Origin of the sequence: Micromonospora lutea, assembly GCF_016863535.1 — a bacterium.
GTDB lineage: Bacteria > Actinomycetota > Actinomycetes > Mycobacteriales > Micromonosporaceae > Micromonospora > Micromonospora lutea.
In genome coordinates, this window is record NZ_BOPB01000002.1 from 320,671 (window position 1) to 344,634 (window position 23,964).

25 protein-coding genes are annotated in these 23,964 nt (G+C 69.1%); 14 read left to right on the forward strand and 11 right to left on the reverse strand.

What is annotated here, in order from left to right; all coding sequences use genetic code 11:
• The first annotated feature begins 102 nt into the window (after nt 1-102).
• The 8 genes from Vlu01_RS02855 (at nt 103) to Vlu01_RS02890 (ending at nt 8,440) form a co-directional block, all read left to right on the forward strand.
• Entirely contained in the window at nt 103-780 is a 678-nt protein-coding gene (locus Vlu01_RS02855; RefSeq protein WP_203992711.1) for a Crp/Fnr family transcriptional regulator, read from the forward strand.
• A gap of 53 nt (nt 781-833) precedes the next feature.
• Entirely contained in the window at nt 834-1,310 is a 477-nt protein-coding gene (locus Vlu01_RS02860; protein WP_203992714.1) for a Pycsar system effector family protein, read from the forward strand.
• A gap of 141 nt (nt 1,311-1,451) precedes the next feature.
• Complete coding sequence (locus tag Vlu01_RS02865) at nt 1,452-2,189, forward strand: hypothetical protein (RefSeq protein ID WP_203992717.1); 738 nt, start codon at nt 1,452-1,454, stop codon at nt 2,187-2,189.
• Nucleotides 2,176-4,512, forward strand: coding sequence for an NACHT domain-containing protein (locus Vlu01_RS02870; RefSeq protein ID WP_203992731.1), 2,337 nt, complete (start codon nt 2,176-2,178; stop codon nt 4,510-4,512). The genes Vlu01_RS02865 and Vlu01_RS02870 overlap by 14 nt, the downstream gene beginning before the upstream one ends.
• Nucleotides 4,509-5,309: a hypothetical protein gene (locus Vlu01_RS02875; protein WP_203992734.1), complete on the forward strand. Its 801-nt coding sequence runs from the start codon at nt 4,509-4,511 to the stop codon at nt 5,307-5,309. The genes Vlu01_RS02870 and Vlu01_RS02875 overlap by 4 nt, the downstream gene beginning before the upstream one ends.
• Nucleotides 5,310-5,422: 113 nt before the next feature.
• Nucleotides 5,423-6,547: an OmpA family protein gene (locus tag Vlu01_RS02880; protein ID WP_203992737.1), complete on the forward strand. Its 1,125-nt coding sequence runs from the start codon at nt 5,423-5,425 to the stop codon at nt 6,545-6,547.
• Between the two features lie 14 nt (nt 6,548-6,561).
• A complete protein-coding gene (locus Vlu01_RS02885; protein WP_203992741.1) occupies nt 6,562-7,854 on the forward strand; it encodes a hypothetical protein in 1,293 nt (430 codons plus the stop codon).
• A gap of 52 nt (nt 7,855-7,906) precedes the next feature.
• The gene (locus Vlu01_RS02890; RefSeq protein ID WP_203992744.1) at nt 7,907-8,440 is read left to right on the forward strand and encodes a metallophosphoesterase family protein; all 534 of its coding nucleotides are present in this window, start codon (nt 7,907-7,909) and stop codon (nt 8,438-8,440) included.
• A gap of 11 nt (nt 8,441-8,451) precedes the next feature.
• Here the strand turns inward: Vlu01_RS02890 and Vlu01_RS02895 are convergent, their stop codons facing one another.
• Nucleotides 8,452-9,042, reverse strand: a complete 591-nt coding sequence (locus Vlu01_RS02895) for a TetR/AcrR family transcriptional regulator (RefSeq protein ID WP_203992747.1) — start codon at nt 9,040-9,042, stop codon at nt 8,452-8,454.
• Nucleotides 9,043-9,149: 107 nt separating this feature from the next.
• Here Vlu01_RS02895 and Vlu01_RS02900 point away from each other — a divergent pair, with 107 nt between their 5' ends.
• The 3 genes from Vlu01_RS02900 to Vlu01_RS02910 all read left to right on the forward strand — a co-directional run bounded on the left by Vlu01_RS02900 (nt 9,150) and on the right by Vlu01_RS02910 (nt 13,112).
• Nucleotides 9,150-10,121: an alpha/beta fold hydrolase gene (locus tag Vlu01_RS02900; RefSeq protein ID WP_239095654.1), complete on the forward strand. Its 972-nt coding sequence runs from the start codon at nt 9,150-9,152 to the stop codon at nt 10,119-10,121.
• Nucleotides 10,122-10,435: 314 nt separating this feature from the next.
• Entirely contained in the window at nt 10,436-12,682 is a 2,247-nt protein-coding gene (locus tag Vlu01_RS02905; protein WP_203992763.1) for a M48 family metalloprotease, read from the forward strand.
• A gap of 13 nt (nt 12,683-12,695) precedes the next feature.
• Entirely contained in the window at nt 12,696-13,112 is a 417-nt protein-coding gene (locus Vlu01_RS02910) for an effector-associated constant component EACC1 (RefSeq protein ID WP_203992765.1), read from the forward strand.
• Nucleotides 13,113-13,132: 20 nt separating this feature from the next.
• Here the strand turns inward: Vlu01_RS02910 and Vlu01_RS02915 are convergent, their stop codons facing one another.
• A complete protein-coding gene (locus Vlu01_RS02915) occupies nt 13,133-13,984 on the reverse strand; it encodes a DUF72 domain-containing protein (protein ID WP_505839411.1) in 852 nt (283 codons plus the stop codon).
• Nucleotides 13,985-14,132: 148 nt separating this feature from the next.
• On the reverse strand, nt 14,133-15,059 hold the full coding sequence (locus Vlu01_RS02920; protein ID WP_203992767.1) for an alpha/beta fold hydrolase: 927 nt from the start codon (nt 15,057-15,059) through the stop codon (nt 14,133-14,135).
• Nucleotides 15,060-15,136: 77 nt separating this feature from the next.
• On the opposite strand from Vlu01_RS02920, the gene Vlu01_RS02925 reads away from it, so the two are divergent.
• Nucleotides 15,137-15,772 carry a TetR/AcrR family transcriptional regulator gene (locus Vlu01_RS02925; protein WP_203992770.1) on the forward strand — a complete coding sequence of 212 codons (636 nt, stop codon included), beginning with the start codon at nt 15,137-15,139 and terminating at the stop codon, nt 15,770-15,772.
• A gap of 49 nt (nt 15,773-15,821) precedes the next feature.
• On the opposite strand, the gene Vlu01_RS02930 is transcribed toward Vlu01_RS02925, so the two are convergent.
• The gene (locus Vlu01_RS02930; protein ID WP_203992773.1) at nt 15,822-16,562 is read right to left on the reverse strand and encodes a hypothetical protein; all 741 of its coding nucleotides are present in this window, start codon (nt 16,560-16,562) and stop codon (nt 15,822-15,824) included.
• 133 nt (nt 16,563-16,695) lie between these two features.
• A complete protein-coding gene (locus Vlu01_RS02935; RefSeq protein WP_203992775.1) occupies nt 16,696-17,943 on the reverse strand; it encodes a glycoside hydrolase family 16 protein in 1,248 nt (415 codons plus the stop codon).
• Nucleotides 17,944-18,128: 185 nt separating this feature from the next.
• Between Vlu01_RS02935 and Vlu01_RS02940 the strand changes: the two genes are divergently transcribed.
• On the forward strand, nt 18,129-18,842 hold the full coding sequence (locus Vlu01_RS02940; RefSeq protein WP_203992778.1) for a Clp protease N-terminal domain-containing protein: 714 nt from the start codon (nt 18,129-18,131) through the stop codon (nt 18,840-18,842).
• A 4-nt stretch (nt 18,843-18,846) separates the two neighbouring features.
• Here Vlu01_RS02940 and Vlu01_RS02945 read toward each other — a convergent pair whose 3' ends face one another.
• Together Vlu01_RS02945 and Vlu01_RS02950 are read right to left on the reverse strand one after the other, a co-directional pair.
• Complete coding sequence (locus Vlu01_RS02945; protein ID WP_203992781.1) at nt 18,847-19,365, reverse strand: hypothetical protein; 519 nt, start codon at nt 19,363-19,365, stop codon at nt 18,847-18,849.
• A gap of 106 nt (nt 19,366-19,471) precedes the next feature.
• Entirely contained in the window at nt 19,472-19,690 is a 219-nt protein-coding gene (locus tag Vlu01_RS02950) for a microtubule-associated protein 11 (RefSeq protein ID WP_239095655.1), read from the reverse strand.
• Nucleotides 19,691-19,815: 125 nt separating this feature from the next.
• Here Vlu01_RS02950 and Vlu01_RS02955 point away from each other — a divergent pair, with 125 nt between their 5' ends.
• On the forward strand, nt 19,816-20,475 hold the full coding sequence (locus tag Vlu01_RS02955) for a GNAT family N-acetyltransferase (protein WP_203992796.1): 660 nt from the start codon (nt 19,816-19,818) through the stop codon (nt 20,473-20,475).
• A 196-nt stretch (nt 20,476-20,671) separates the two neighbouring features.
• Here the strand turns inward: Vlu01_RS02955 and Vlu01_RS02960 are convergent, their stop codons facing one another.
• The 4 genes from Vlu01_RS02960 to Vlu01_RS02975 form a co-directional block, all read right to left on the reverse strand.
• A complete protein-coding gene (locus Vlu01_RS02960; protein ID WP_203992799.1) occupies nt 20,672-21,370 on the reverse strand; it encodes a TetR/AcrR family transcriptional regulator in 699 nt (232 codons plus the stop codon).
• Complete coding sequence (locus Vlu01_RS02965) at nt 21,333-21,827, reverse strand: thiol-disulfide oxidoreductase DCC family protein (RefSeq protein WP_203992802.1); 495 nt, start codon at nt 21,825-21,827, stop codon at nt 21,333-21,335. Before Vlu01_RS02965 ends, Vlu01_RS02960 begins: the two co-directional genes overlap by 38 nt.
• Entirely contained in the window at nt 21,824-22,366 is a 543-nt protein-coding gene (locus Vlu01_RS02970; RefSeq protein WP_239095656.1) for a hypothetical protein, read from the reverse strand. Before Vlu01_RS02970 ends, Vlu01_RS02965 begins: the two co-directional genes overlap by 4 nt.
• Before the next feature lie 76 nt (nt 22,367-22,442).
• The gene (locus Vlu01_RS02975; RefSeq protein ID WP_203992805.1) at nt 22,443-23,894 is read right to left on the reverse strand and encodes a glycoside hydrolase family 3 N-terminal domain-containing protein; all 1,452 of its coding nucleotides are present in this window, start codon (nt 23,892-23,894) and stop codon (nt 22,443-22,445) included.
• Nucleotides 23,895-23,964: the final 70 nt, after the last annotated feature.

Here is a 23,964-nt window from a genome sequence, read left to right on the forward strand (position 1 = left end):
CGACGGCGGGACCAATAGAGTTCCAGCCGTCAATATTTTCTTCGGACGAAGTTGCCTGACCGCCTTCCCGTAAGGGCGTGGTCCATCGAGATGAGGAGGGCGATGACTCGTCCATTCTTGGATCTTGTTGCGTCCGATGAGGTGAAGGGTCTCCTCGCGCTCGGCGTCGAGCGTCGGTACCCCTCCCGGGCCACTCTCTTCCATCAGGGTGAGCCCACCCAGCACGTGGCACTGCTGCTGTCCGGTTGGACCAAGGTCTTCGCAGAGTCGCGCCGGGGGGACGAGGTGCTGCTGGCGATCAGAGGGCCCGATGACATTCTCGGTGAGCTTTCCGCAATTGACGACCGACCTCGCTCGGCCACGGTTACGGCGCTGGTGCCGGTACGCGCACGAATCATTCCAGAACAGCGCTTCCTCCAGCACCTACAGGACTTTCCCAGGGTCATGTTCGCGATGCTGCAACACGTCACCACTCGCCTGCGGGAGTCCGATGCCGAACGCCTGCGATACGTCTCCACGTCGAGCTCGGGCAGAGTTGCCGCGCTGTTGCTCGATCTCGCCGAGCGGCAGGGTCGGCGAACGCCCGACGGGGTCGTCATCGACCTGCCCCTGACGCAGCAGGAGTTGGCCAAGGCGGCGGCAACGTCTCGCGAGGTGGTGGCCCGTACGCTGCGCGTCCTGCGTGACCGTGGGCTGGTCCGCACGAGCCGGCAGCGCATCGTCCTGGTGCAGGTGGCCGTGCTGCGATCCCTGGTCGACTCTGTGTCGGATGACGCATAGGGGTGTGTCTGGAGCCGTCGAACTCCGGCCCGGAAAGGCGGAGCCTGTCCAGTATGGAAGAGCAGCGACTCGCCGAGCGACTCCTCGTGCACAACCGGGAAGAGATCGATCGGGCAGACGGTAAGGCTGTCCATGGCTTGGCCATCGCCGGGACGGCGGTGGGCGCTGCCGTCGGCTTCGTGCTCGGAGGTGCCGGATCGCGGCAGCACCTTGGGCCGGTGGACACCTGGTGCTGGTGGGTCGCGGGTGCGCTGTGGATTGTCGGGACGGTGAACCTGCTGCTGGCTCTCTACCCACGGCTGCGCGGTGAGCACGGCGACGACCAGATCGCCTTTTTTGGACACGTCGGGGCGATGGATCGTCAGCAGCTGGCACACGCGCTACGGCAGGCGGCAGCTCAGCCGCTCGTCGGCCTGGTCAGCGAACTCTACTGGACCAGCCGGATCGTGATCGTCAAGTACCGCTTCATCAGGGCAGGTCTCGCCTGCCTGTGTCTGTCGTTCGTGAGTCTGGCCGCACTCGCCTTCTGAGGAGTATCTGCCCGGCGAATCACCCGTCCGTCACGAACAAGTGTCGAGAGCCGATCGCCCTCGGCTGCGTCGAAGCATGGAGAAAGGAAGCAGCGGATGTACCGTCCTGCCCGATCGTATTCCGTTATATCGATCGATATCGTGAATTCGAGTCCCGGTGGCTCCTGGCGTCACAACCGGCTCGTCAGCGACCTGCGTGCCACCGTGGCGGCGACGCTGGAGGAGTGCCCGCTCGGTAGCCAGTGGGTGCTCCGCAAGGACGGTGACAGCATGACGATCGCCGTGCCGTCCGCAGTCAGCAAGGAGGAGGTCATCGGGGAGTTCCCGCCCCGGCTGGACCGGTGGCTGCGCAGGTCGAATGCTGGTCGGACACCGGAAACTCAACTCCGGGTCCGAATGGCTGTCACGCACGGCGACGTCATCGTCGAGGAGAACGAGTTGGTCGGCGGCCCTGCGCTGGTCGAGGCGGCACGGATCCGGGACATCGCACCACTGCGTCGGGCAATGACCGCCGCACCGGACGCGTTCGTCGGTCTCGTGCTCGCCGACCATGTGTACCGAAACTCCGTACGTGATGGCGACCCTGCCTTGATGCCGCGTGCCTATCGGGAGGTCGTCGCGGAGGCGAAAGGCTACCGGGCGCCGGCGTGGATCCGGCTGTGGGGCGTCGAACATCCGACGGAGGATGCGAGCGCCGACCGGGGTACCGATTCGTCCCATCCAACCCCGAAGCCGGTCGCCGCGGACGCTGAGGAGCGCAACGCTGGCCCGCCTTCCGGAGGCGACACGTACAACACGTCTGTCGGGAGCGTGACCGGTTCCCTAGCCATAGGCAAGGGCGCCACGTCCTACACGGGGACCTCCGATGGCCGACGATGATCGCATCGACGAGGAGGGCGTAGCGGCGCCGGCACCGACGCCCGCCGCGACCGACGATGTCAGCGCCGCCCCGAAGAGGGGCGAGGCCAGGACTGCCGATGGGGAGGACCAGGACGGCCGCCCCAGATCGCCATCTGGCGTCCGGCCAGAGCCGGCGATGGAGGACGCAGCTGCGGCCCGGATCGAACCGGCCGACGGGGGTACGGCTACCGCCGAGGGCCGGAGGCCGGAGACCCTGCACGAGCTGCTGCCCAAGCAGCAGATGGGCAAGGCACCGCCGTCGGGCACGGCGCATCACGAAGCGGAGCCCGCACCGGACGACTTCAACCTTCAGCGGGGGGATTGGTACAAGACCCGTGTCGAGACTGTCCACGGACCGGCGGCTGTCGGAACGAATTCGGTGTCGGTCCAGGTCAACCTGGGCGGTCAGCAGGTCACCCTTACCCGATACGAGCTGACGATCGCCGACCTGCAGCAGCATGGCCGGCGGTACGTGCGAGGGGCGAACTTTCCGCTGGCCCTCACCACGCTCCGTACCGAAGGTCTGATGATCATCCGTGGTCCTGACGGCAGTGGTCGGCGGGCTGCGGGACACGCCCTCCTGGAGCGGTTGTACGCCGAGAAACGGATTTCTGCTGTCGGCGGGCTGGTGATGCCCGACGGTGTCGTCGCAGGCGACGTGTTGTCCCAGTCCGAGGTGTTCTTTCCCGACCGCTGGGGCCTGGTTCTGGAGCTCCGTGACGGTGCGGACCTTGCCGACGAGTCGACCGTAGAGGCCTATCGAACGGCGGTGGGGCATGGAGCCCGCGGATATGTCGTACTGATCGGACCGCCGGCCAGCGAGGCCGAAGCCAGCCGGTACACCGTCACGCACGACTGGCCGGACCCGGCTGCGGTGCTCGAACGCTACCTGGAGACGGAGCTGGTGGAATGTCCTCCCGATGAACTGCGGGTGATCACCACCGATGAATCGACCAAGGACTACCTTGCCAACAACCGCCGTCCCGCGCAGGTGGTCAAACTGGCTCGGGCGTTGGTCGAGGGCCTGCGACAGCGAAAGACACCGGCAGCGGTGGTCGCCTCGCTGGAGCCGGACTGGCGGACGGTGGCCCGGCGGGCATTCGAGGACGCGCTTGGCAGCTCGTCGGCCTCCGACCCCTTCGGCGGTCCTCGGCGACAAGCGTTGCGTACGGCGTACGCGATCTTTGACGGCATCGAGTTGGTCGACGTGTTCGTCGCCGCCGAGCAACTGCTCGGCATGTTGCGGCTCATCGAGGCACCGGACTCCACACCTGCCCGGCCGGTTTTTGACGACGGGCTGGACAAGCTCTTCTATCCGGACATGCTGGGCGATCTCAGTACCGGCAAGGAGCAGTCGCCGCGCCGTGCACAGCTACGGAACGCCGCGCTGTCGGACGCCTTCCTCGACGTGGCGTGGAACGACTACGACACGACCCGGGAGGTGCTGCTGTACTGGCTGGACCGGGTCGTCACGAGTGGCCGTCCGGCCATGCGGCTGCGTGCCGCCCAGGCTGCGGGAAAGCTGGCCGTGTACGACTTCGACAAGGTCATGGCCGATCTGATCCGGCCATGGGCGCTGGACACCAATGGCATGCGCAGGCAGGCGGCGGCCTGGGCGCTGGAACAGGTCGGCCGCCACGAACGATTCGTCATCCGGGTGCGTCGGCGGGTCAACGACTGGGTGCTGAGCAACGATCCGGAGCTGCACGACACGGCGGCCAGGATCTACGGCACGGAACTGGGCGCGGCCATCCCGGGCGCGGCCTTGCACGACCTCCGGCTCATCGCCGCCGATCCGCGGCAGCGGGCGTACCGAAGCGTCGGCCATGCGGTCGCGAGCATCTACCTGGCCGGCTCGGCAGATCTCATCTTCGAGCAGGTCGATGCCTGGTTGGACGATGCCTCGTCGGACGTCAGCGCCCATGCCACCTGGGCGGTTCTCTTCCTTGCCCGCCTGCTTGGCACTGACCGCCTCGACTGGCCGCAGCTCCTGGTCGACGCGACCGCCGTACCCGAACGGCTGCCGGTGCTGGTCCGGATGTGGACGGCCGCCCTCGCCAATCCCACGACCGCCTACCCGGCCTGGGACCTGTTGCGCCAGTGGTTGGCACTGCCCTATCGCCCCGGTGGCCCACACGAGGACCTGACCGGCGCGCTCTCCGATCTGGTGCGGGAGACGCTGGTCGACCCGCGGCTGCGTAGGCGCGGCCTCTGGCATCTACGGCTGTGGCATGGCCGCCGTCCCGAAGATCTGCTGCTGAAAGAACTCATCGACCGACTGACGGAGGACCGAGCCCGATGACGACGTACGAATCCGACCAGAAGCCCGGCTTCTGGCGCCGAATCTGGAACCGGCTGATTGGACGGCGTCCTGAGCCACGTCGGGAACAGCCGACTGCACCAGTTGCCAGCGCTCCGGTTCCGCCGCTGACCGAGTCGATCGATGCCGGAGCACCGTTGGCGATCCCGGCGATGGGCGAGGCGTACGACTTCCAGGTGCAGGTGGAGGCGACCTGGTCGGCCGCAGCGAGCGACCTGAGCGACCTGAGGGCCCGCGCGGACCGACACACCGAGAGCGTCCGCCGAGCGGTGCGCGACGTGGTCTGGCAGGTGGGACGGGACTTCGCCCCGCACCGGGCGCTCGACGCGGAGCGGGCCATGGCCAAAGCGCTGCCCGCTGATTTCTGCTTCACCGACGCCGGAGTTTCGCTGCGATGCCAGGTGAAACTGCGGGTGCGTCCGGACGCGCGAGTTGTGGAGGTCCTGCTGCCGTACTCACTCATGCGGGTGCGGGCGGACAACGTGGAGGCGGTGGCGGTCCGGTGGCGGGAGATCCTCACGGAGTTCGCCGGCCAGGAGGTCGGGGACCTGGTTCTGCCGTACGCCGCCCAACTGGCCGACAAGCCGTTCGCGACGTCGGTGGCCGGGTTGGAGGACGCCCGTCACCAGGCCCGTGCCGACCTCGCGAACGTGCTCGACCGGGCTGCCAAGTCTCACACCCGCGTCGGCCTGTTCGAGTTCGCCGAGTCTTACGAGGCCGCGCTGCACGCATTTCGGCGCAGTCAGGGACTACCTGTCGAGAGTGGTGACGGCTCGTGATGCGGCCAGCTCGCCACCGGCGCGTACTGGTGATCGTCGCCCTTCTGACGACACCGATGCTGGTCGGGTGTGACGGGATCACAGCACCCGAGGGCCCGAAGCCCTGCGGGTGGATGGACAAGCCAGGGGAGGCGAGCGGACGGACGGCGATCCTGGTGGACGTCAGCAACTCGACCCGGGCCGCCGGCGGTCTCGGTGCGCCGGACTACCGCCACGCACTCGGCGAGTTCATCCGGCAAGCGGTCGGGGACCGGGACACCGTGGCCGTTGCCCCATTCAGCGGCACCACGACGGCCCTGTCGTGGACCGCCTTCGAGCACTCGACGGACTGGAAGAGGGACGACGACAACCCGGACAACCAGAAGGACCGTGAGCAGGAGGCCGAGAGGTGTGTCGGGGATGCGGTCGACGCGGCTCAGGCGGCGGCTCCGACCACTCCGGGCACCGACATCCTGCGGCCCGCCGCCGCTGCGGCTGACTGGCTCTCCCTGGGCGAGGGTGCCAAGCGCCTGGTCATCGCAACCGACGGCCTCGTCACGCAGGGCTGCGCCAGTCTGGTGAAGTCGGACTTCAGCGGCAGCGAGGAGATCGCCGCACTGACCGCTGCCTGCTCGGCTGAAGCGGCGCAGGAACTCCGGCAGGGGGTGTTCGACGGCATCAGGGTGACGTTCGTCGGCATCGGCCATCCCGCCGCGAGTCAACCGGTGCCGCTCCCGGCTCAGGCGCAGTGGCTCAATCGCCTGTGGAAGGAGTTCTGCGAGTTCCAGGATGGCGACTGCGAGGTCCGGGCCACCTCGATCGGCCGTAACCCGGAGAACCCGGGACCGGCACCTGTGGCCGAGATCAGCGATCCACTGGTTCGGTACGGCAACACACGACAGCGGTACAGCCTTCCGGCAGCCGCGCTCTTCGACACGGACCAGCCTGTTCTCCGGCCGGACGCCGGGCCGATGCTCACCGAGTTGGCGGTGACGCTGCGGACCGGCACCACGGTGCGGGTACAGGTGGTCGGCTTTGCGGACCCGCGCGGTGACGACGCCCACAACCGGGACTTGGCCCGGGACCGTGCGGCGGCGGTCGCCGAGTTCCTCCGTACGGAAGGCGTGTCGAACATCGAGGTCGAAGGAAAAGGCGAAACCAACATGTGCGCCGACGGGAGCAGCTTTCCCGTCACCGCAACCTCTGACGAAGTGACCCAGTGTGCTCGGCGGGTCGACATTTTGGCCTTTCGAGCGTGAGGAGCGACAACGCAATGGACGAATTAGCGAACAACGGTCGACGTTGGCAGGCGCCGACTCCATGTCCGGCCTCCACCGTTCTGCTCGGCAACCCCGTTCTGCCGGTGGGGGAGCCGCGTCTCGAGGACATCGAGGCGGCTGCCCTGTTGCGCGCTTTCGGCAGTGGCAACGCGGCCCTGGTTGCGGCTCAATCCGCTCTGCACGAGTCCGGCGACCGGGTGGTGGAGCGGTACCACGCGGCGCAGGCGGCGATCGGCGAGATTGACCGATTCGTCGCTCGGGAGCACGTCGCCGGTGCCCGGCGCGCGGAGCAGGCGATAACCCAGTTCCATGCGAACGACGGCGCGGAAAGCCTTCGACGGCGGTTCCTTCCGCCCTGGGTGGTGTGGGGCGTCCTGGCGCTCGCGGCGGTCTTCGACGTGGCGTTCGTGGGCAACGTCGTGCAGCGGATATTCGGGGCCGGCCCGTCCGATCTTGTGTACTGGATCGCGTACCTGCCTGGTATCGGCATGGCTCTCTGCCTGCTGGCCGCGGGGCACAGCTTGGCGGAGCACCTGTTCAGGCACCGGATCTGGGTAACCCGTTCCCGCCGTCGCGGGCCGCTCAACCCGTGGTTGCTGCTGCGGCGGGTGTTCTGGCACTGGCGTCCCGAGGAGCAGACCCGGCAGGAGCACGATCTCCCCTGGGCCCGGCTGGCCGGACCTGTCGTCCTCGCCGTCCTGACCGTCGGCGTGCTCGCCGCAGGTGCTTACGTACGAGCCACTCAGGCGGAGTCCTTCAGCGCTCTGGCCAGCTTTCAGTTGGTCTTCGTGGGTCTCCTGGTGTTGTTGAGCGTCTCGGCTCTCGCCGTCAAGGTCCTGTCCCACAACCCGTACGCGGACCGGTCGGACGAGGTAACCAGGTGCATCAGTGACCTGGAGTCGCAGTCCAAAGCGTTGACCGACGCTGCCCGCATTGAACTGGTGGCGCACCGGAAGGCATGGAACAACCTTCAAGCCGCGATCGTCTCGGCCGAGAGTGAGGCGGTGCGAACTGTCGAGGAGGCATGTGCCCGCATACTCGACGACCGCGGACGTCGCGGTATGGAGGGACCGCTCCGATTGCCGCTCAGTGTGCTGCGGTGGCCCGAGGAGGGTGCGGAGCCGACGGCGGAGCCGGTGCTGCCTGCGCTTCGTCTCGACATCATCGAGCATGCTCGCGACCTGGCCTCGCGGCACGACCCGCAGACGTTGCAGGATGCGTTCGATGCGGTGACGGCTGCGCTCAGGCAGCAGTTCCAGCCGTCGGCGGCCGCTATTACGCGCTGAGACGGGGGTGACGAAGTGCGGCCCGTGCTGAAGTGCGGCCTAGGATCGGCCCGTGGCCCGATCCCTTGATCGCATCGCCCTCATCTCCGATGTCCACGGCAACCTGATCGCGCTGGAGGCCGTGCTGGCCGACATCGACACGCGCGGCATCGAGCGGATCTTCAACCTCGGTGACTATGTCGGCAAGGGGCCGCGCGGCCGGGAGGTGATCGAGGTCTGCCAGGCGCGCTGCGAGGTCAACATCCTCGGCAACTGGGACGACTTCCTCCCCGACCCGGATCGGACCTACGACAGCGAGGCGATTGCCTGGTGGCTGACGCAGTTGGCCGACGGTCAGGGGGAGTGGCTGCGTGGCCTGCCGTTCTGCCACGACTTCTCGCTGAGCGGCCGGCGGGTGCGGCTCTTCCACGCGTCGGCGACCAGCGTGCACCGGCGGGTGCGGTTCGATCACGACGAGGTTGAGCTGGCCGTGGCGGCCCGGCTGGGCATGCCCGAGCTGGAGGGGTACGCCTCCGAGTTGCGGCACGGCATCTACCGAGGTGAGATGCACGCGCCCGGCGGGCCGAAGTACCACCGGCGGCCGTAGTCGTCGAGCATTCACGGCGAGAGAGTGGCCTCCAGCATCTCGATGAGGCGTTCGGCTGCCGCCGCCGTGTCGTAGTCGGGGTCATGGAGCTGCTCGGCGACGATCGCGTCGATGCCGCCACCGACGATGATCGCCGTCGTGCGCGCGTCGATGTCAGCACTGCCGCCACGCGCGACCCGGGCGGCGCTGACGAGCTCGGCCAGAGGGCGCCAACGGGCGGCCGGATCGTGGTCGCCGTCGTCGTGCACCATCGCCTCGATGATCATGCGAGTGTGCCGGGGATGCTCCCGCAGATGCCCCACCATCGACCTGACGTAGGCGGCGGGCCGGTGCGCGACGTCGGCGGCCTCGACCGCACCGGCGACGTCGCCGACGAGGGCGGTGAGCGCGTGCTGGTGTGCTGCTCGTACGACTGCGGCCTTGGTGGGGAAGTGGTAGAGCACGGCGGCCTTCGTGATCCCGGCGCGCTCGGCGATGGCGGCCAGTGAGGCGCCGCCGTAGCCCCGGTCGGCGACCAGCTCGATGGTGACCTCGATCAGTTGGGCGCGACGGGCACGTTCGATCAAGGTCAGTTCGGCGGTGCCCTCTCGTTTCCTTGTCACACCCAGGATTCTACCGTACGGTCGAAAAATCTACCGCTCGGTTAGGAGGTGTGATGGGTACCTGGTTGAAGAGCGTCCTCGCCCGACTTCGCCCCAGGTCACGACGCATGCGCGTGCTCCTGGTGCTGCTCGGGCTCAGCGCGCTGGTGGTGGTCTTCGTCATGCGTACGCCCGCGCCGGTCGGCCACTGGGACAGCGCCGAGGGTCAGGACCGGTTCCTGCGGTCCTACACGGAGGCCTTCGCCGCCCTGCCCGCCCCGGCGGACACCATCGACGTACGCACCGACTTCGGCATCGTGCGCGTCTACCGTTTCGCCAGCACCGGAGCCGGCACCGGAGACGAGGCCGCAGGCGGCAGGACGGTGCCGCTGGTGCTGCTGCCCGGGCGGGCCTCGGCCACACCGGTCTGGGCCGACAACGTGCCCCTGCTGTCGACAATCAGCGACGTCTACACCATCGACCTGCTCGGCGAGCCGGGCATGAGCGTGCAGGACCGCCCGATCGAGAGCGACGAGGAGCAGGCGGAGTGGTTGCACCAGACCCTTCGGGCGCTCCCGTCGGACGAGTTCCACCTGGTCGGTCTCTCGATCGGCGGCTGGACCGCGGTCAACCTCGCCCTGCACCGGCCGGACCACATCGCGTCGATGACGGTCATCGACCCGGTGTACGTCTTCGCCGACATGCCGCTCGGCACCATCGTGCGCTCCATCCCCGCCGCGCTGCCCTGGCTGCCGAAGTCGTGGCGGGACAGCTTCAACTCCTACACCGCCGGCGGCGCCCCGGTCGAGGACGAGCCGGTCGCCGAGATGATCGAAGCCGGCATGCAGCACTACCAGCTCCGGCTGCCGCAACCCACGCGGATCAGTGAGGAGCGGCTCAGTCGACTGGATCTGCCGGTCCTGGCGATCATCGCCGAGGAGTCGGTGATGCACGACGCGCGGTCGGCGGCCGAGACCGCGCGACGCAGCCTGCAGCGTGGCACCGTCCGGCTCTACCCGGGCGCTTCCCACGCCGTCAACGGTGAGCAGCCCGAACAGCTCGCCGCCGACATCGCCGATTTCATCGCCTCGCACCCATGACCGCTTGATCGGACCCCTGGGCGGCTGCCATTTATCCGTGGAAGTTTCATCTTTGTCCGGCGGTTAGGGTGCGCCTGCCTTCGTCATTCATGCGGTGTCGATAGTCCACTCTGTACCGGATGGCGGAGTGCGCCCACCGGGTGTGGAGAGTTTCTGTGCGGAAGCGGGTGGCGTAGCGGGCATCGGCCGGAGTAAGGTCTGCGTCTGCCGCAGAGCGGCCTCCGGTTCAAACGCAGCCTGTTGTCCGCTCGCGAGATTCGTCTTTGTGTGAACCACTCCACGATTCACCCCTTTCGGCTTGTGCAGGAGTTTCCGTGCAGCAAGACGCGGTGCAGCCATCCAACGATGAGCAGAATCAGATAGCCGACAATTCTTCGCCGCCCCGGCCACAACCGGTCGTACCAGAGGACGATCTCGCCCGACCACATTCGAGTCCCGGGCGGCTGGCCAACCGTCCGCCCGGCTATCCGAACGCGGTCGTCTGGCTGCGGGTCGGCATCCTGCGCGACTGGCGTGGTGTGCTGGGTGCCTTCATCGCCGCCTGGTTCTACGTGCCGATGGCACTGTTCACTGCGGTGGTGTTCGCGGTGGTCGCGGCTCTCGTCCTGTCGTTCGCCGGCGGTGCGGTGCTCGTCGACCAGGTTCCCGACCCGATCCGCGACGCCCCGGTTCTCGGGCGACTGATTAGTTCCTTCCTCGAACAGTCCGGTGGGGCGATCGGCGCAATCGTCGGCGCTGCGCTCGCGTTCCTCATCGGTTTGCTGATGCTGCCTGCCCTCCGGTTCGCTGGCGTGGACAGTGGCGTTTCCGTGCTGACCCAACTGGCGGGGATAGCGGCGGCGGCCATTGTGGTGGGCGTGCTCTACACCCTGTATCGGGTACTGCTGGAGGATCGACTGCTCCGGGTGTCGGGTGCGCGGGATCTCAGCCGCCGGGAGAAAGAACTGATCATCCCGATTCTGCACGAGTGCGCGGAGCGGCTCGATCTGCCGGGAGTGCCGAGACTGCTGATCGAGGACGACGTGGTCAGCACGAATGCGCGGACGTACGCCCGGCACATTGTCGTCACCACCGCGCTGCTCACCGATCCACGCGACGAGATCGCCGCGCTGTTGAGCCACGAGTTGGTGCACTGGCGTACCGGCGACGAAATCACCTCGGCCTTCGTCCGGGGTGTCGGCCTGCCGCTCGTGCTGGTACACGCCGTACCGACCTGGCTGATGCGCAGGTTTCCGCACCCGGCGACGAACCTGTTCGTCTTCCTGTTCTTCTGGCCGGTCCTGCTGACCATGAAGTACCTGGTCCAGCCGTTGCACCGGGCGGACGTCCGGGCTGCGGAATACCGGGCGGACCTTGGCGCGGTGGTCACCGGGCACACCGAGGGCCTGCGAGCCGTCCTCGAGCGTCGAAAGTCGTTCGAGAGTGGACGCAGTGGCTGGGACGAAGCCGTCTGCGCCGAGCATCCGCCGAACGAGCTGCGCCTGGAACGGCTGGAATCGGTCCGGGCCGGTGACGACGTCGTCGCACCGGAGACCGCGCTGCGTCGGGTGATCGACACCCGGGAACTCTTCGGCGGCGACGACCCGGTCGACCTGCGTCGCCCTGCGGTCATCGGTGGCGTCGCACTGCTTTCCTTCTGCCTGCTCTCCAGCCTGCTCGCCGTCGTGCAGTGGGGATTCTTCCGGCCGGAGACCGCTGTCGAGGGGTACTTCTCCGCCCTGGCCGACCGCGACGTGGACGACCTTGCCGGATGGCTGAGCCCGGGGGCCGGCGCGGCCGTACGCGGCGACAACCTCCTCGCCGAGTCGATCAGGTCGGCCGACTACCAGCCGCCCACCGACATCGACATCCGTTCGATTGAACGGGAGGACGACGACGCGACCGCCACGGTCTCGTTCGTGCTGGCCGGTAGCCGGATGGAGGCGGAGGTGATGCTCCGTCGTGACGAGGAGTCGACACTCGGCGTCTTCAAAGGATGGCACGTCGTCGGTGGTGTCTCGACCCTCTCGGTCGTCGCCGGCCAGCAGGGGCTGATGATCAATGGGGCGTCGGTGCCGGAGAGCCCGCAGGAGCAGACGGTGCTCTCGGTGCCCGGTGCTCATCTCGTGACCGCTGCCGTCAACCCGCTCAGCGAGGTGGCACCGCAGCACATCACCCTGTTGCCCGGGGCTGGGAGCGACACGCCGATCCAGGCGGTCCCGCAGCTGCGGCACACCGCCCGGGCAAGCATCGACGCGCAGGTGAAGACGTACCTGGACGAGTGCGCGCGGCAGACCGTGGCCGCACCGTCGGGTTGTCCCTTCCGGCTGTCCGGGTACCAGGAAGCCAAAGACCTCAAGTGGACGATCAACAAGTATCCCGTCACGCAGATCGACCTGGTCGGACCGGGGGTTGCCGAGGTCTCGACGCCGTACGACGGGCTGGGCGAGGTGCGGCTGACCGGTACCTACCAGTCCTTCTTCGGCAAGGAGAAGTTCATCGAGAGTTACGTCGTCGACGTCACCGGTGTCGTCACCGTCACCGGCGACGAGCTTTCCTTCGCACCCGGCGTCGACGAGTGAACAGGAGCATCGGGTGACCGACACGTTTCCGGTGGCGAGACAGCCCGTACGGCTACAGATGATCACCGACCGGCGGCAGCCCGCCTCGGTCTCGCTGGTCGACTGGATCCACCGTCGCCCGGAGTTCCGCGCCGGCGTGCGGGACCTGGGCGGACGCACCGGCGGCCGGACCGGCTTCAGCGAAGCTGTGATCATCGCGGTGGTGGCGCAAAGCCTGCTGCCCGGCCTCTTCGCCCTGCTCCAGACCTGGCTCAGCCAGCAACCAAGCGGTGCCAGCATCCGCATGCGCGTCGGTGAGTCGGAGGTGGAGATTCAGGTGACCGGGCGAACCGACCCCAGGCAGCTGCTGGATCAGGTCACCCGAACCATTCAGGAGAACCGTGGCCCGGAACCGCCGCACCCGGACGGGACGACATCGGGCGGCTCCTGACCGGATGATCGGCGGGGCAGTCAGAAGAGGGTGGCGGGCTCGACCGGGATCGGCTCAGGCAGCGGCGCCAGTCCGGGTACGCGGGCGCGTACCTCGTCGTGGAAGCGACGGGCCAACCTCGGCGCGTCGGCGTTGTCCGGGGTGTGGATGAAGACGGTCGGTGACCGGCCCTCGCGTAGCCAGTTCGCGGTGACGTCCAGCCATGGCTGCCAGCCTTCGACGGTGCGGGCGGGGTCGTCACGACCGAGGTAACGGATGATCGGCCGGTCGGTGAGCGCGTCGGTACGCAACGGCATCCTCGGCTTCTTCGTCCAGGCGTCCCGCTCCGCGTCGCTGGTCGGGGGCTCGGTGAAGAAGGCGGTGGTGTCGAACGGAATCCATTCGGCGTCGGTCTCGGCGAGCGCCGTCTCCAGCAGCCGGGTGGCGCGGGCGTCGGTGAAGAAGGCCGGGTCGCGGACCTCCACGGCGGGTCGGTGAGCGGCGGGTAGGCGGCGCAGGAAACGAGCGAGCGTGGGTACGTCGTCCGGGCCGAACGAGCCGGGCAACTGGACCCAGAGGGCGTACGCCCGCGAGTCGAGTGGCTCGATCGCGTCGAGGAAGGCGCGCATCGGCTCATCGACGCCGGTGAGGCGGCGTTCGTGGGTGACCACCTTCGGCAGCTTGACGACGAAACGGAAATCCGGATCGGTCTGCTCCGCCCAGGAGGCGACCGTCTCGCGGGCCGGCGTGGCGTAGAAGGTGGTGTTGCCCTCGACCGCGTCGCACCAGCCGGCGTAGTGCCGTAGCCGTTCCTGCGCCGGCAGGGGGTGGGGGAACAGCCTTCCCTGCCACGACCGGTGGGTCCACATCGCACACCCGACGTGCAGCCGCATGACCATGCCGGCCCCTCCCGCCTCGGTACACCACACTCGGTCCCGCTGAGCAGCGGCAGCCGGACGTACCGTATCCGGAGCCAGGATGCCGGACGGCGGGCGGGCGTCGGGACGAGCCCGGTGCGGGTCGCCCGACGCCGCCGTGCCGTCACTGGCCGGGCTGGTCGCGTCCGACGGCGTCGTCCGACGTGCGGCCGGCGATGAAGTCGAGGACGCGCCTGTTGACCAGCTCGGGACGCTCCAGCGAGAGACCGTGACCAGCACCGCGCACGATCTCCGTCCGTACCGAGGGAATCAGCGCCTGGGCCCGGGCCACCGCCTGCCGCGGTCGCAGCAGGGAACTGCGCTCGGCCACCAGGAGCAGCACCGGTACCGGGATCGCCCGCAGCTCGTCGTCGTCGAACCGGCGGGCCGCGGGACGCCGGGTCCGCCAGTGCCGTGCGGCGATCATGACGGGTGCCAGTTGCTCGGCAGACTCGATGAGCGCGTAATTGGCGAGCCGGTGGGCGAACCAGGCCCGGGTGCGGCGCGGCGCCAACGTGGCCAGGGCACCCGCGAGGACGTTGGCGTAGAACTTGACCGGGACCTTCTGGAGGCCGCCCGGGTCGAGCAGGGTCACCGACGCCAACCGGTCGGGTCGGTGCACCGCCATGGCCAGTGCCAGAAAGCCGCCGTAGGACATCCCGACCAGGTGGATGCCGCTCAGGTCGAGGGCGGTGAGCGTCTCGTCGAGCCAGGCGGCGCTCTCGGTCGAGCCCACCACCGGACGTCGTTGCACGCTGCGTCCCGGGTCGTCGATGGTGTCCAGCGCATACACCGGGTGGTGCTCGCCGAGTGCGGCGACCTGGGGATACCAGTTCGAGGAGTTGCCCTGGGCGCCGTGCAGCAGCACCACCGGTGCGCCCTGCCCGGCACCGTGGCGGTGCACGTGCACGGTGCCGAAGCTCGTCTCGACGTCGACCTCCTGTCGGGCCTGCGGCCAGGACCGCATCGCCACGTCGTACGCCTGGAGGAATTTCTCTCTCGCCTGGTCGTTGACGAACCGTCCAACGCGAAGATCTCTGGTGGCTGTCACAGGGCCTCCCCACCGGTTTTGATAGTACGATCGTACAGTACAGTCGTACTATCAAAGCGGGAAGGGTGATGTGGCGCATGCCGAAGCTGGCCGACCACGAGGAACGGCGGGCCCGGATCGTCGCCGCGCTACTGCGCATCGCGGCGAGTCGAGGCCTGCACGCCGCGAGCATGCGGACGGTCGCGGCCGAGGCGGGCGTCTCGGTCAGTACCGTGCAGTACTACTTCGGGACCAAGGAGCGGCTGCTCTTCGCGGGGCTGCAACACCAGGCCGAGGCGGTCGGTCGACGGATCGAGGCCGGGTTGGCAGCCAACCCTGGGGGCAGTGTCCGCGACAGCCTGTACGCCTGGCTGGTGCAGCTCATCCCCGTCAACGAGCAGCAGCGGGCCGGTTACACGGTCTTCGCCGCCTACCACGCGCTCGCCCTGACCGATCCGGCGTTGGCCGAGCAGTCCTACACCAGAGGTTCCGACGAGCTGGAAGTGGTGCTCCGCGCACTGCTCGCCGACGCGCAGCAGGCCGGTGAGCTTTCCTCGGGCCGGGACGTCGGCGCGGAGGCGGGCAACCTGCTGGCATTGGCGACCGGCCTGGCCGACAGCGTGATGGCGGACATGCGTACGCCGGAGGCCGCGACCGCCCTGCTGAATTATCAGCTGGATCAGTTGTTCGTCGCCGCGTCCTCGACGTCACCCGCTGCCGCTCGACGTCCCTGATGGACGATGTCCGGCGAGGCTGAGCTGGCGTGCCGCCGCCACCGGAGGCTCAGCCGGCGTCGGTGCGGTCGACGGTGAGGGTGGCGACGCCGCCGGTGGCGTCGATGTCGTAGCGGTCCGTCGCGGATTTCCACTGCGGCGGGGTGAAGATGGTTCCACCGGCCACCCCCGAGTGGGTGACGCCGTCGACGGTGACCGAACCGGCACCGCCACCGGCGCGTACCTGGACGGGAGCGTCGCCGGCCAGTCGGACGAGGACCTGGTTCGCCCCGCCACCGAGCAGGGTCCGCTGCGTCCCCTCCGGTGCGGGCAGCGTCAGTTCGATCCGGTCCGCACCGGCGGTGAACTCGACGTCATCGAGGCGTGCGCCGCGTAGGTCGAGGTGCTGTTCCTTCGCGCCACCGCTGAGTCGCACGTGCCAGCGGAGCGACTCGGCCAGCACCACCTCCACCACCGCCGGGCCGTCCCGGCCCGTGTCGCGCAGGCTGGTCAGCAGGTTTCCGTCGGTGCGGGAGACCGCCGGGCGGACGCTCGCGTCGCGGGGCGTGGACACCCGGTACGCGTCGTCGCCGAGGTCGGCGGTAACCACCCGGACCACGTCGGCGCCGTCGAGCAGGACGAAGGTGGCCTCCCGCAGATCGCCGGCGGCTCCGGTGACGACGTGTCCGCGTCCGTCGTTGCGGACCGTCACCCACGTCCAGGTGGCGACCACCACGACGACCACGACCAGCAGGATCGCCCCGAGCAACCACCACAACCGTCGCCCGCCGGCCGTCTGAGCGTCGTCCACGTCGCCTCCAGGTGTTCGCGTCTCCGTACGGGCTGATACCCATCGCGCCCGTCACCAACTCTCACGCGCAAGACACCGCGTGGGCTCACCGCCGAACGACGGTGAGCCCACTGTGGATCTCAGTTGGTGGGGATCAGGCCCGAGCCCACTTCTGGTTGGGGGTACCGCTGCAGTCCCACAGCTGCAGCCGGCCGCCGTTGTTCGGATTGTTGTCGCGTACGTCGACGCAGCGGTTCGCGTTGAGGTTGACCAGGTCACCGGCGGCGTTGAGGGTGAAGCGTTGCGCCGGGTTGCCGTTGCAGGTGACCAGGTTGACCTCGGTGCCGTTGGCCGTGCCGGCCCAGGCCGGGTCCATGCACTTGCCCATCGCGCGGATGGTGCCGTCGGCGGCGAAGGTCCACGCCTGGGCGGCGGTGGTGTTGCAGTCCCAGACCTGCAACGGCGCGCCGTCGACCGGGTTGGCGCTGGGGATGTCGATGCACCGACCGCTCTGCTGACCCCGGATCCGGGTGGTGCCGGTGTTGCCGTCCGGGACGTAGCCGTGGACACGGACGTAGTCGACAAGCATCTGCTGCGGGAACTGGGTGCTGCCGTCGGGGTAGCCGGGCCAGTTACCGCCGACCGCCACGTTGAGGATCATGAAGAACGGGTGGTCGAAGACCCACCGGTTACCGCCGAGGCGGCCCGGGTCGACCCGGAAGAACTCCGATCCGTCGAGGTACCAGCGGATGCTGTTCGGTTCCCAGTCGACCCGGTAGGTGTGGAAGGTGTCGGCCAGCGGCTGCCCGATGGTGCGGCTGCCGCCGATCCCGCCGCCGCCGGAGTAGCCCGGCCCGTGGATGGTGCCGTGCACGGTGTTCGGCTCCCGCCCGACGTTCTCCATGATGTCGATCTCGCCGGAGGCGGGCCAGCCGACGTTGCCGAAGTCGTTGCCGAGCATCCAGAAGGCCGGCCAGATGCCCTGCCCTCGGGGGATCTTGATGCGCGCCTCGAACCGGCCGTACGCCTGACTGAAGGTGGCCGCGGTCAGCAGCCGGGCCGAGGTGTACTCACACCGGCCGTAGTGGCACTGGTAGTTGGCCGGATTCTCCCGGCGGGCGGTGATGACCAGGTTGCCCTGGCCGTCGTGCACCGCGTTGCTCGTGCTGTTGGTGTAGTACTGCCGTTCGTTGTTGCCCCAGCCGTGGCCGCCGATGTCGAAGCGCCACTTGGACTGGTCGACCGGAGTGCCGGCCGGCAGGTTGAACTCGTCCTGCCAGGTGATCCCGCCGATCGCGGCGGCGGCCGGTGTGGACTGGACGGATAGCAGAAGTGTGCTGGTGATCAGGGCCGCGCCCAGGGCGGCGGCCGCGCGCCGGAGGCCGCGGGAGATGGCGTACACGATGGATCTCCTCGGGGGTGATGGAGGGGATGCGCTGGCAAGGCGGATGGAGAGCGCTCTCTAAATCCGAGTCTGTCGATTTCACGACAATCAGTCAAGGTTGTTAACAGTGCGACGCCGGTCGAGTGCGGATTGTTCGTCAACCTCGGGTTGACGAAGCGGTGCCGTCAACCTACGGTTGACGCATGACCGAACCCGTGAAAATGAGCAATCCCGTCCGGCTCGACGATCTGATCCAGGCCATCAAGCGGGCCCACTCCGACGCGCTCGATCAGCTCTCCGACGCGGTGATGGTGGCCGACCACATCGGTGAGGTCGCCGACCATCTGATCGGCCACTTCGTGGACCAGGCCCGCCGCTCCGGTGCGTCCTGGACCGAGATCGGCCGCAGCATGGGGGTGAGCAAGCAGGCCGCCCAGAAACGCTTCGTGGCCGGGACGATGGACCCGCAGGAGGGCTTCCAGCGGTTCACCCCACGCGCTCGTAACGTGGTGATGGCCTCGCAGAACGAGGCGAAAGCCGCCGGCAACGCCGAGATCACCCCGGTCCACCTGGTGCTCGGCCTGTTGGCCGAACCGGAGGGGCTGGCCGCACAGGCGCTCGCCGCCTGCGGCGTGTCGGTCGAGGCCGTGCGCGAGGCCGCCACGGCGGCGCTGCCCCCGTCGTCGGACGAGGTTCCGGACCTGATTCCGTACGACACCGCGGGCAAGAAGGCGCTGGAGTTGACCTTCCGCGAGGCGCTGCGACTCGGGCACAACTACATTGGCACCGAGCACATCCTGCTGGCCCTGCTGGAGCAGGAGAACGGCGAGGGTGTGCTCACCGGCCTCGGCGTGAACAAGACCGCCATCGAGGTGAACATCGCGGCGACCCTCGCCAAACTGCGGACGTTCGAGTAGGCGATCAGGGCTCGACGGGGAAGCCGTACCGGGCGGCGTGCTCCGGGTCGGCCGGATCAATCTGGCGCAGCCCGGCGTCGGCGAGACGCTTGTTCACCTCGTCGAGTCGCTCGCGCACCAGCCTGGCCTCCTCCTCGGTGACCCGCCCCCGGTGCGGCCGACCCGCGTGCTCGATGGTGCCGTAGTCGATTTTTTCTGCGCTGCGGCGGGTCTTCGGTGGGCGTACTCGCTCGGCGGTCTTCAGCAACTGTGCCATCGGCACGTCGGTGGCCATCGCGTCGAACTCGCTCGCGGTCAGCACCACCCGACGCGGCTCGCCGTGGCCGTGCCGGTCGTGGATCTCGACCACCGCCACGTCCAGCGCCGCGTCGTCGATACTTTCCACCTCCACCGGGGTGGCGTCCAGTTGCACGGGCCCGGCCACCAGGTCAGGGTGCTCGAGAACGACGATGCGGACGGCCTCGTCGTCGGCACCCAGCACCGTGCCGCTGAAGTCGGAGACGTGAATCGTCTTCTTGCCCATGGATGTGCCAGCTCCTGTCGTGACCCGTCGAAGGACCAGCAGACGTTACCCGACAGGTGTGCGAAAGCGCGCGCTGGCTCGCCGCTCCAGCCGCTTCCTCGATGCATCAGTGCGGGTTTCGGTGGTGACGCGCCGCGCCGACCGGCAGGCTGTTCAGCTCGCGCCAGGAGAGAGCGCCGGGACGGGTACGGTGATCCCGGTACGGTGCCTGGGCCGGAAAGCGGCCGGTGCGCCCCAGGTCGCCCCAGGCGTGCTCGGTGTCCTGCTGAAAACGGTCCTGCGGATGTTTCGGCATGCCCCCACCGTCCCAAAGAAAGTTGTCCATGTATGGAAATGGATATGACGGTCGGTCGATTGATCAGGTTCCCCGGATCGCGCCCGCCTATGCCTCGAGCTCATCGCGGCGTCGTACGGTGAGCGACGTCGACGGCGACGGACCCGGAGGTGTTGATGCTCGACCGGCGGCTCCACCTGCACCTGGCGACCTGGCTGGGACAGTGGCCGGCCGGCCCGGGCCTGCACGTGGTCGGGTCCGGGCGGCGGAACCGACCCGCCTGGGACGGTCGACCGCGACCCGCCATCGCGGTCCACGCCGGGGGCAGCGGGGTGCTCTCCGTGTCGCCCGACCGGGTCGCGGACGTACGTGAGCTGGCACGGCACCGGGACGACCTGCTGAACACGCTGCCCACGGCGGTCGGATACCCGGGCTGGGCGGTGCACGACGACGTGTTCCGGTGGAGCGTCGCGCCGGCGGCACTGTCGGACGTCGGTGAATGGGTGCCCCCCACCACCGCCGGCCTGCCCTCCTGGCTGCGGTTGTTCGACCGGTCGGTGCTCGTCGTGCGCGATCACCGGGGCCGTTATCTGGCCGGCGTCGGGATCAAGCGGCATGACCAGCATGGACACGAGTTGGCGGTGGGCACCGTGCCGGCGGCTCGGGGGCGCGGGCTGGCCCGGCGACTGGTGGCGCAGGCTGCCCGTCGGGTGCTCGACGACGGAGCCGTACCGACCTATCTGCACGACCGGCGCAACGGCGCATCGGCGCGGGTGGCGGAAGCCGCCGGTTTCCCGGATCGCGGCTGGCGGTCGTACGGCGTCTACCCGAGCTGAGCGCGGACCGGCAGGGCGCGGACCGTGGATCCCGGGCCGGATCCACGGTCCGCAGCCTCCCCCCAGGTCCGCGTACGGCTTCAGTGCCGATCACGCTACGTATTCAGAATCAGCTCGGCAAGCCGCCGCCGCTGTCGCTTTGCTGTCCAATAGTGGACTTGACCTGGGGTGGAGCGTCGTCCCCCGCTCAGCGCGGTCAGTGACGCAGGGTGTGAATCAGACTGACGACCTGTTGGGTCACCGGCCGCAGCACGCGCAGTCGCGACAGCTTCACCAGCCGGTCGACCAGCGGCACCGCGCCGTCGATCAGCTGGCGGGTGCGGGCCTGCCCCGGAGAGCGGTCATACACCCAGAAGAGCACCACGCCCATGTAGGCGAGCCAGAGCAGCTCGGGGAGATGGGGGCGCAGTTCCGGGTCGACCTTGGCGGTGGAGCCGGTCAACACCTCGGCGTAGAGGTCGATGGCGGCGTTGCGGGGCCCGGAGGACTCGGGAGAAAAGGGACTCAGCGGCGAGGTGGGTTCCGCGGCGGTCTTGAAGAAGGTCGCCGCGAAGTCGTGTGAGGGGGTCAGCACATCGATCGCCGCGTGCAGCACGCCGGCCAGCCGGGCGGCGAAGTCGGTCTCGCGTTCGAGCACCGGTTGGGCCGCGGTCCGGTGCTCCCTCTCCGTCCGGGCGTAGAACTCCTGGATCAGGTGTTCCTTCGACTGGAAGTAGTAGTAGGCGTTGCCGACCGCGACCCCGGCCTCCGCCGCGATGGCGCGCATGGTGGTGCGCGCGTAACCGCGTTCGCGGAACAACCGCATCGCGGTTTCCAGGATCAGCTGTCGCGTCTGCTCGCCACGGCTGGTCGCCGCCTCACCCGCAGCGGTCGTCGGCACAGTCTGGTCGGTCATTCCGGTCACCGTATCCCGCCGCACCGCCAATCGGCTCCGGCGACTGGTCGCGGACCCGCTCGCGTACCGCGGAGGCGGCGGCCACCATCCTGCGGGCCAGCGGTAGCAGGTGCGGGCGGGCCAGGCGGTGGGCCAGATCCCGGTGGTCGGCCAGTGCCCACAGGCAGGCGAACCAGGCGCCGTCGCCCGCGTACACCTCGCCGGTGTCGGCGATCACCGTGAGGTCGCGCAGCGTCGCGTCGTGGTCGAGGCCCGGGAAGCGCAGCCGGGCCGCCGCCGAGCCGGCCGGCAGGAACTCCAGGGGTACGAGCTGCCCGCGCGACGCCAACCAGTCGCGCGCGGCTCGGCACAGTGGGCAGTGCGCGTCGTAGAGAACGGTCAGGCTCCGGATGCCACCGCCCCCGTTCGCGGTGGCATCCGGGAGCCCTTCCGTCCCGGTTCGGTCCGGCGCGGTCATCGGGCCGGCGGCGTGGGCGGAGCTGGCGGGGTGGCTTGTCCCGGGGCGACCGGCGGGGTGGCTTGTCCCGGGGCGACCGGCCCGGCGCGGTGGCCGGGCGCGGCTGGTGCCCTGCCCGGCGGGTGCGGCATGGGCGGGTAGGCGTGCTGGATCGGCAGCCGGCCGACCGGGGCCAGTGGTGGGTGGGTGGCGAGCTGGCGCAGCCGGTTGCGCCGGTAGCGACCCAGGGCGAAGACGTTGAAGAAGTGCAGCGCGCCGAGCACGAGCAGCACCAGCCCGATCTTGATCGAGAGTTCCTCCATCGCGACGCTCGTGGAGTCGACGGACCCGGAATGCCGCATCGCCACCGTGACGTAGCCGAGGTTCAGCAGGTAGAAGCCGACCACGAGGAGGTTGTTGACCGCCCGTGCCAGCCGTTCGTCGGCGAACACCTCGTCGAGGAAGACCAACCCGTTACGAGTGAGAGCCCGTGCCACCCAGATGGTCAGACCGATGCTGACCGCCAGGTAGACCAGGTACATCCAGACCTTGATGTCCATGTGATGATCCTGTCTTGAACACGTTCAATTCGACGGACGTCAGCGTACGCCTGAAGTTGAACGCGTTCAAGACAGGTCAGTCTGTGAGGCCCAGCACCTCGGCGGCGGCCCGGCCGTTGGCATGGCTCGCGCCGTAGGTGCTGACGAAGGCGCGGACGCCGTCGGGTCGCCAGGCTGCCGGCCAGCCCATCTCCACCACGGCCACCGGATGCGCGGCGGCCAACGCGTTGGCCAGTGCTGGGCCGCCCGGTAGCCGGTGCAGGTGGCGGGCGACCAGGACGATCGGACGGTCACCAGCGCGTCGGCGCAGGTGGGCTGGGTCCGTCTCGGCGGCCACCACCCGGATCTGCTCGGTGCCGTCGAGGTGTGGCCCGAGCCCCCAGGGCACCCGGCCTTCGGCGATGGTGGAACTGGCCTGCAGCTGCACCACGAGCGACCGGTCCAGCCCGGTCAGCACGCCCTCCACCCGGACCGCCCGGCGGGCCGCCGCGTATCCCAGGTCCCTCGGGTCGGCGGCGGCCCGCTCGGCGGTCCGGGTCCAGGCCGCGAGCTCGGCGGTGCGGCCGGCGGCCTGTTCGACGCGGGCCCGCTCCAGCCGGCCGTCGTCGAGCGCGGCCACGATCTCGGCGGCCACCTGCTCGACCAGGTCGGCGTCGACCTTGGCCCCGATGCAGAGCAGGTCGGCGCCGGCCGCCAGGGCACGGACCGCGCCGGGGGCGATGCCACCGGCGGCCAGGGCCGCGCCCTTCATCTCCAGCGCGTCGGTGACCACGACGCCGTCGAAGCCGTACTCGTGGCGCAGCAGGTCCACCAGCACGGCGCGGCTGAACGTGGCGGGACCGTCCCCGGTCAGCGCGGGTACCCGGATGTGGGCGGTCATCACCGCCCTCGCCCCGGCGGCGACCACCGCGGCGAACGGGGGCAGGTCCCGCTGTCGCAGCAGCTCGGGTGTGACGTCCACGGTGGGCAGTTCGTGGTGGGAGTCGGTCACGGTCGCCCCGTGACCGGGGAAGTGCTTGGCGCAGGCGGCCACTCCGGCGGCCTGGAGCCCGGCGGTCGCGGCGGCGGCCTGCGCGGCGACGTGGACCGGATCGGCACCGAAGGACCGGGTGCCGATGATCGGGTTGTCGTCGGCGGTGTTGACGTCGACTGTGGGCGCCAGGTTGAGCGTGATGCCCAGGCTGGCCAACTCGGCTCCGATGGCCTGATAAACCTGGCGGGTGAGCGCCACGTCGCCGATCGTGCCGAGCGCGGCGTTGCCCGGGTACGGGCTGCCGGTGGCGTGCGCCAGCCGGGTGACGTCACCGCCTTCCTCGTCGGTGGCGATCAACACGTCGGATCGGCCGTCGCGCAGCGCCGCCGTGCTGGCCGACACCTGCGCCGGTTCGTGGATGTTGCTGCCGAACAGGGTGTGTCCGGCGAGCCCCTCAGCGACCAGGTCGACGGCCCAGTCGGGCGGGACGGGTCCCGGGTACGCGGCCAGCAGGGTGCCGAGCGCCAGGCGGCGCAGTCCCGGATCCTGCCCCATGGGTTCTCTCCTCTCGATGCGGCCCGAGCGGATCTCGTACCGGGTTGGCGGAGGTTCGCGTTCCCACCTG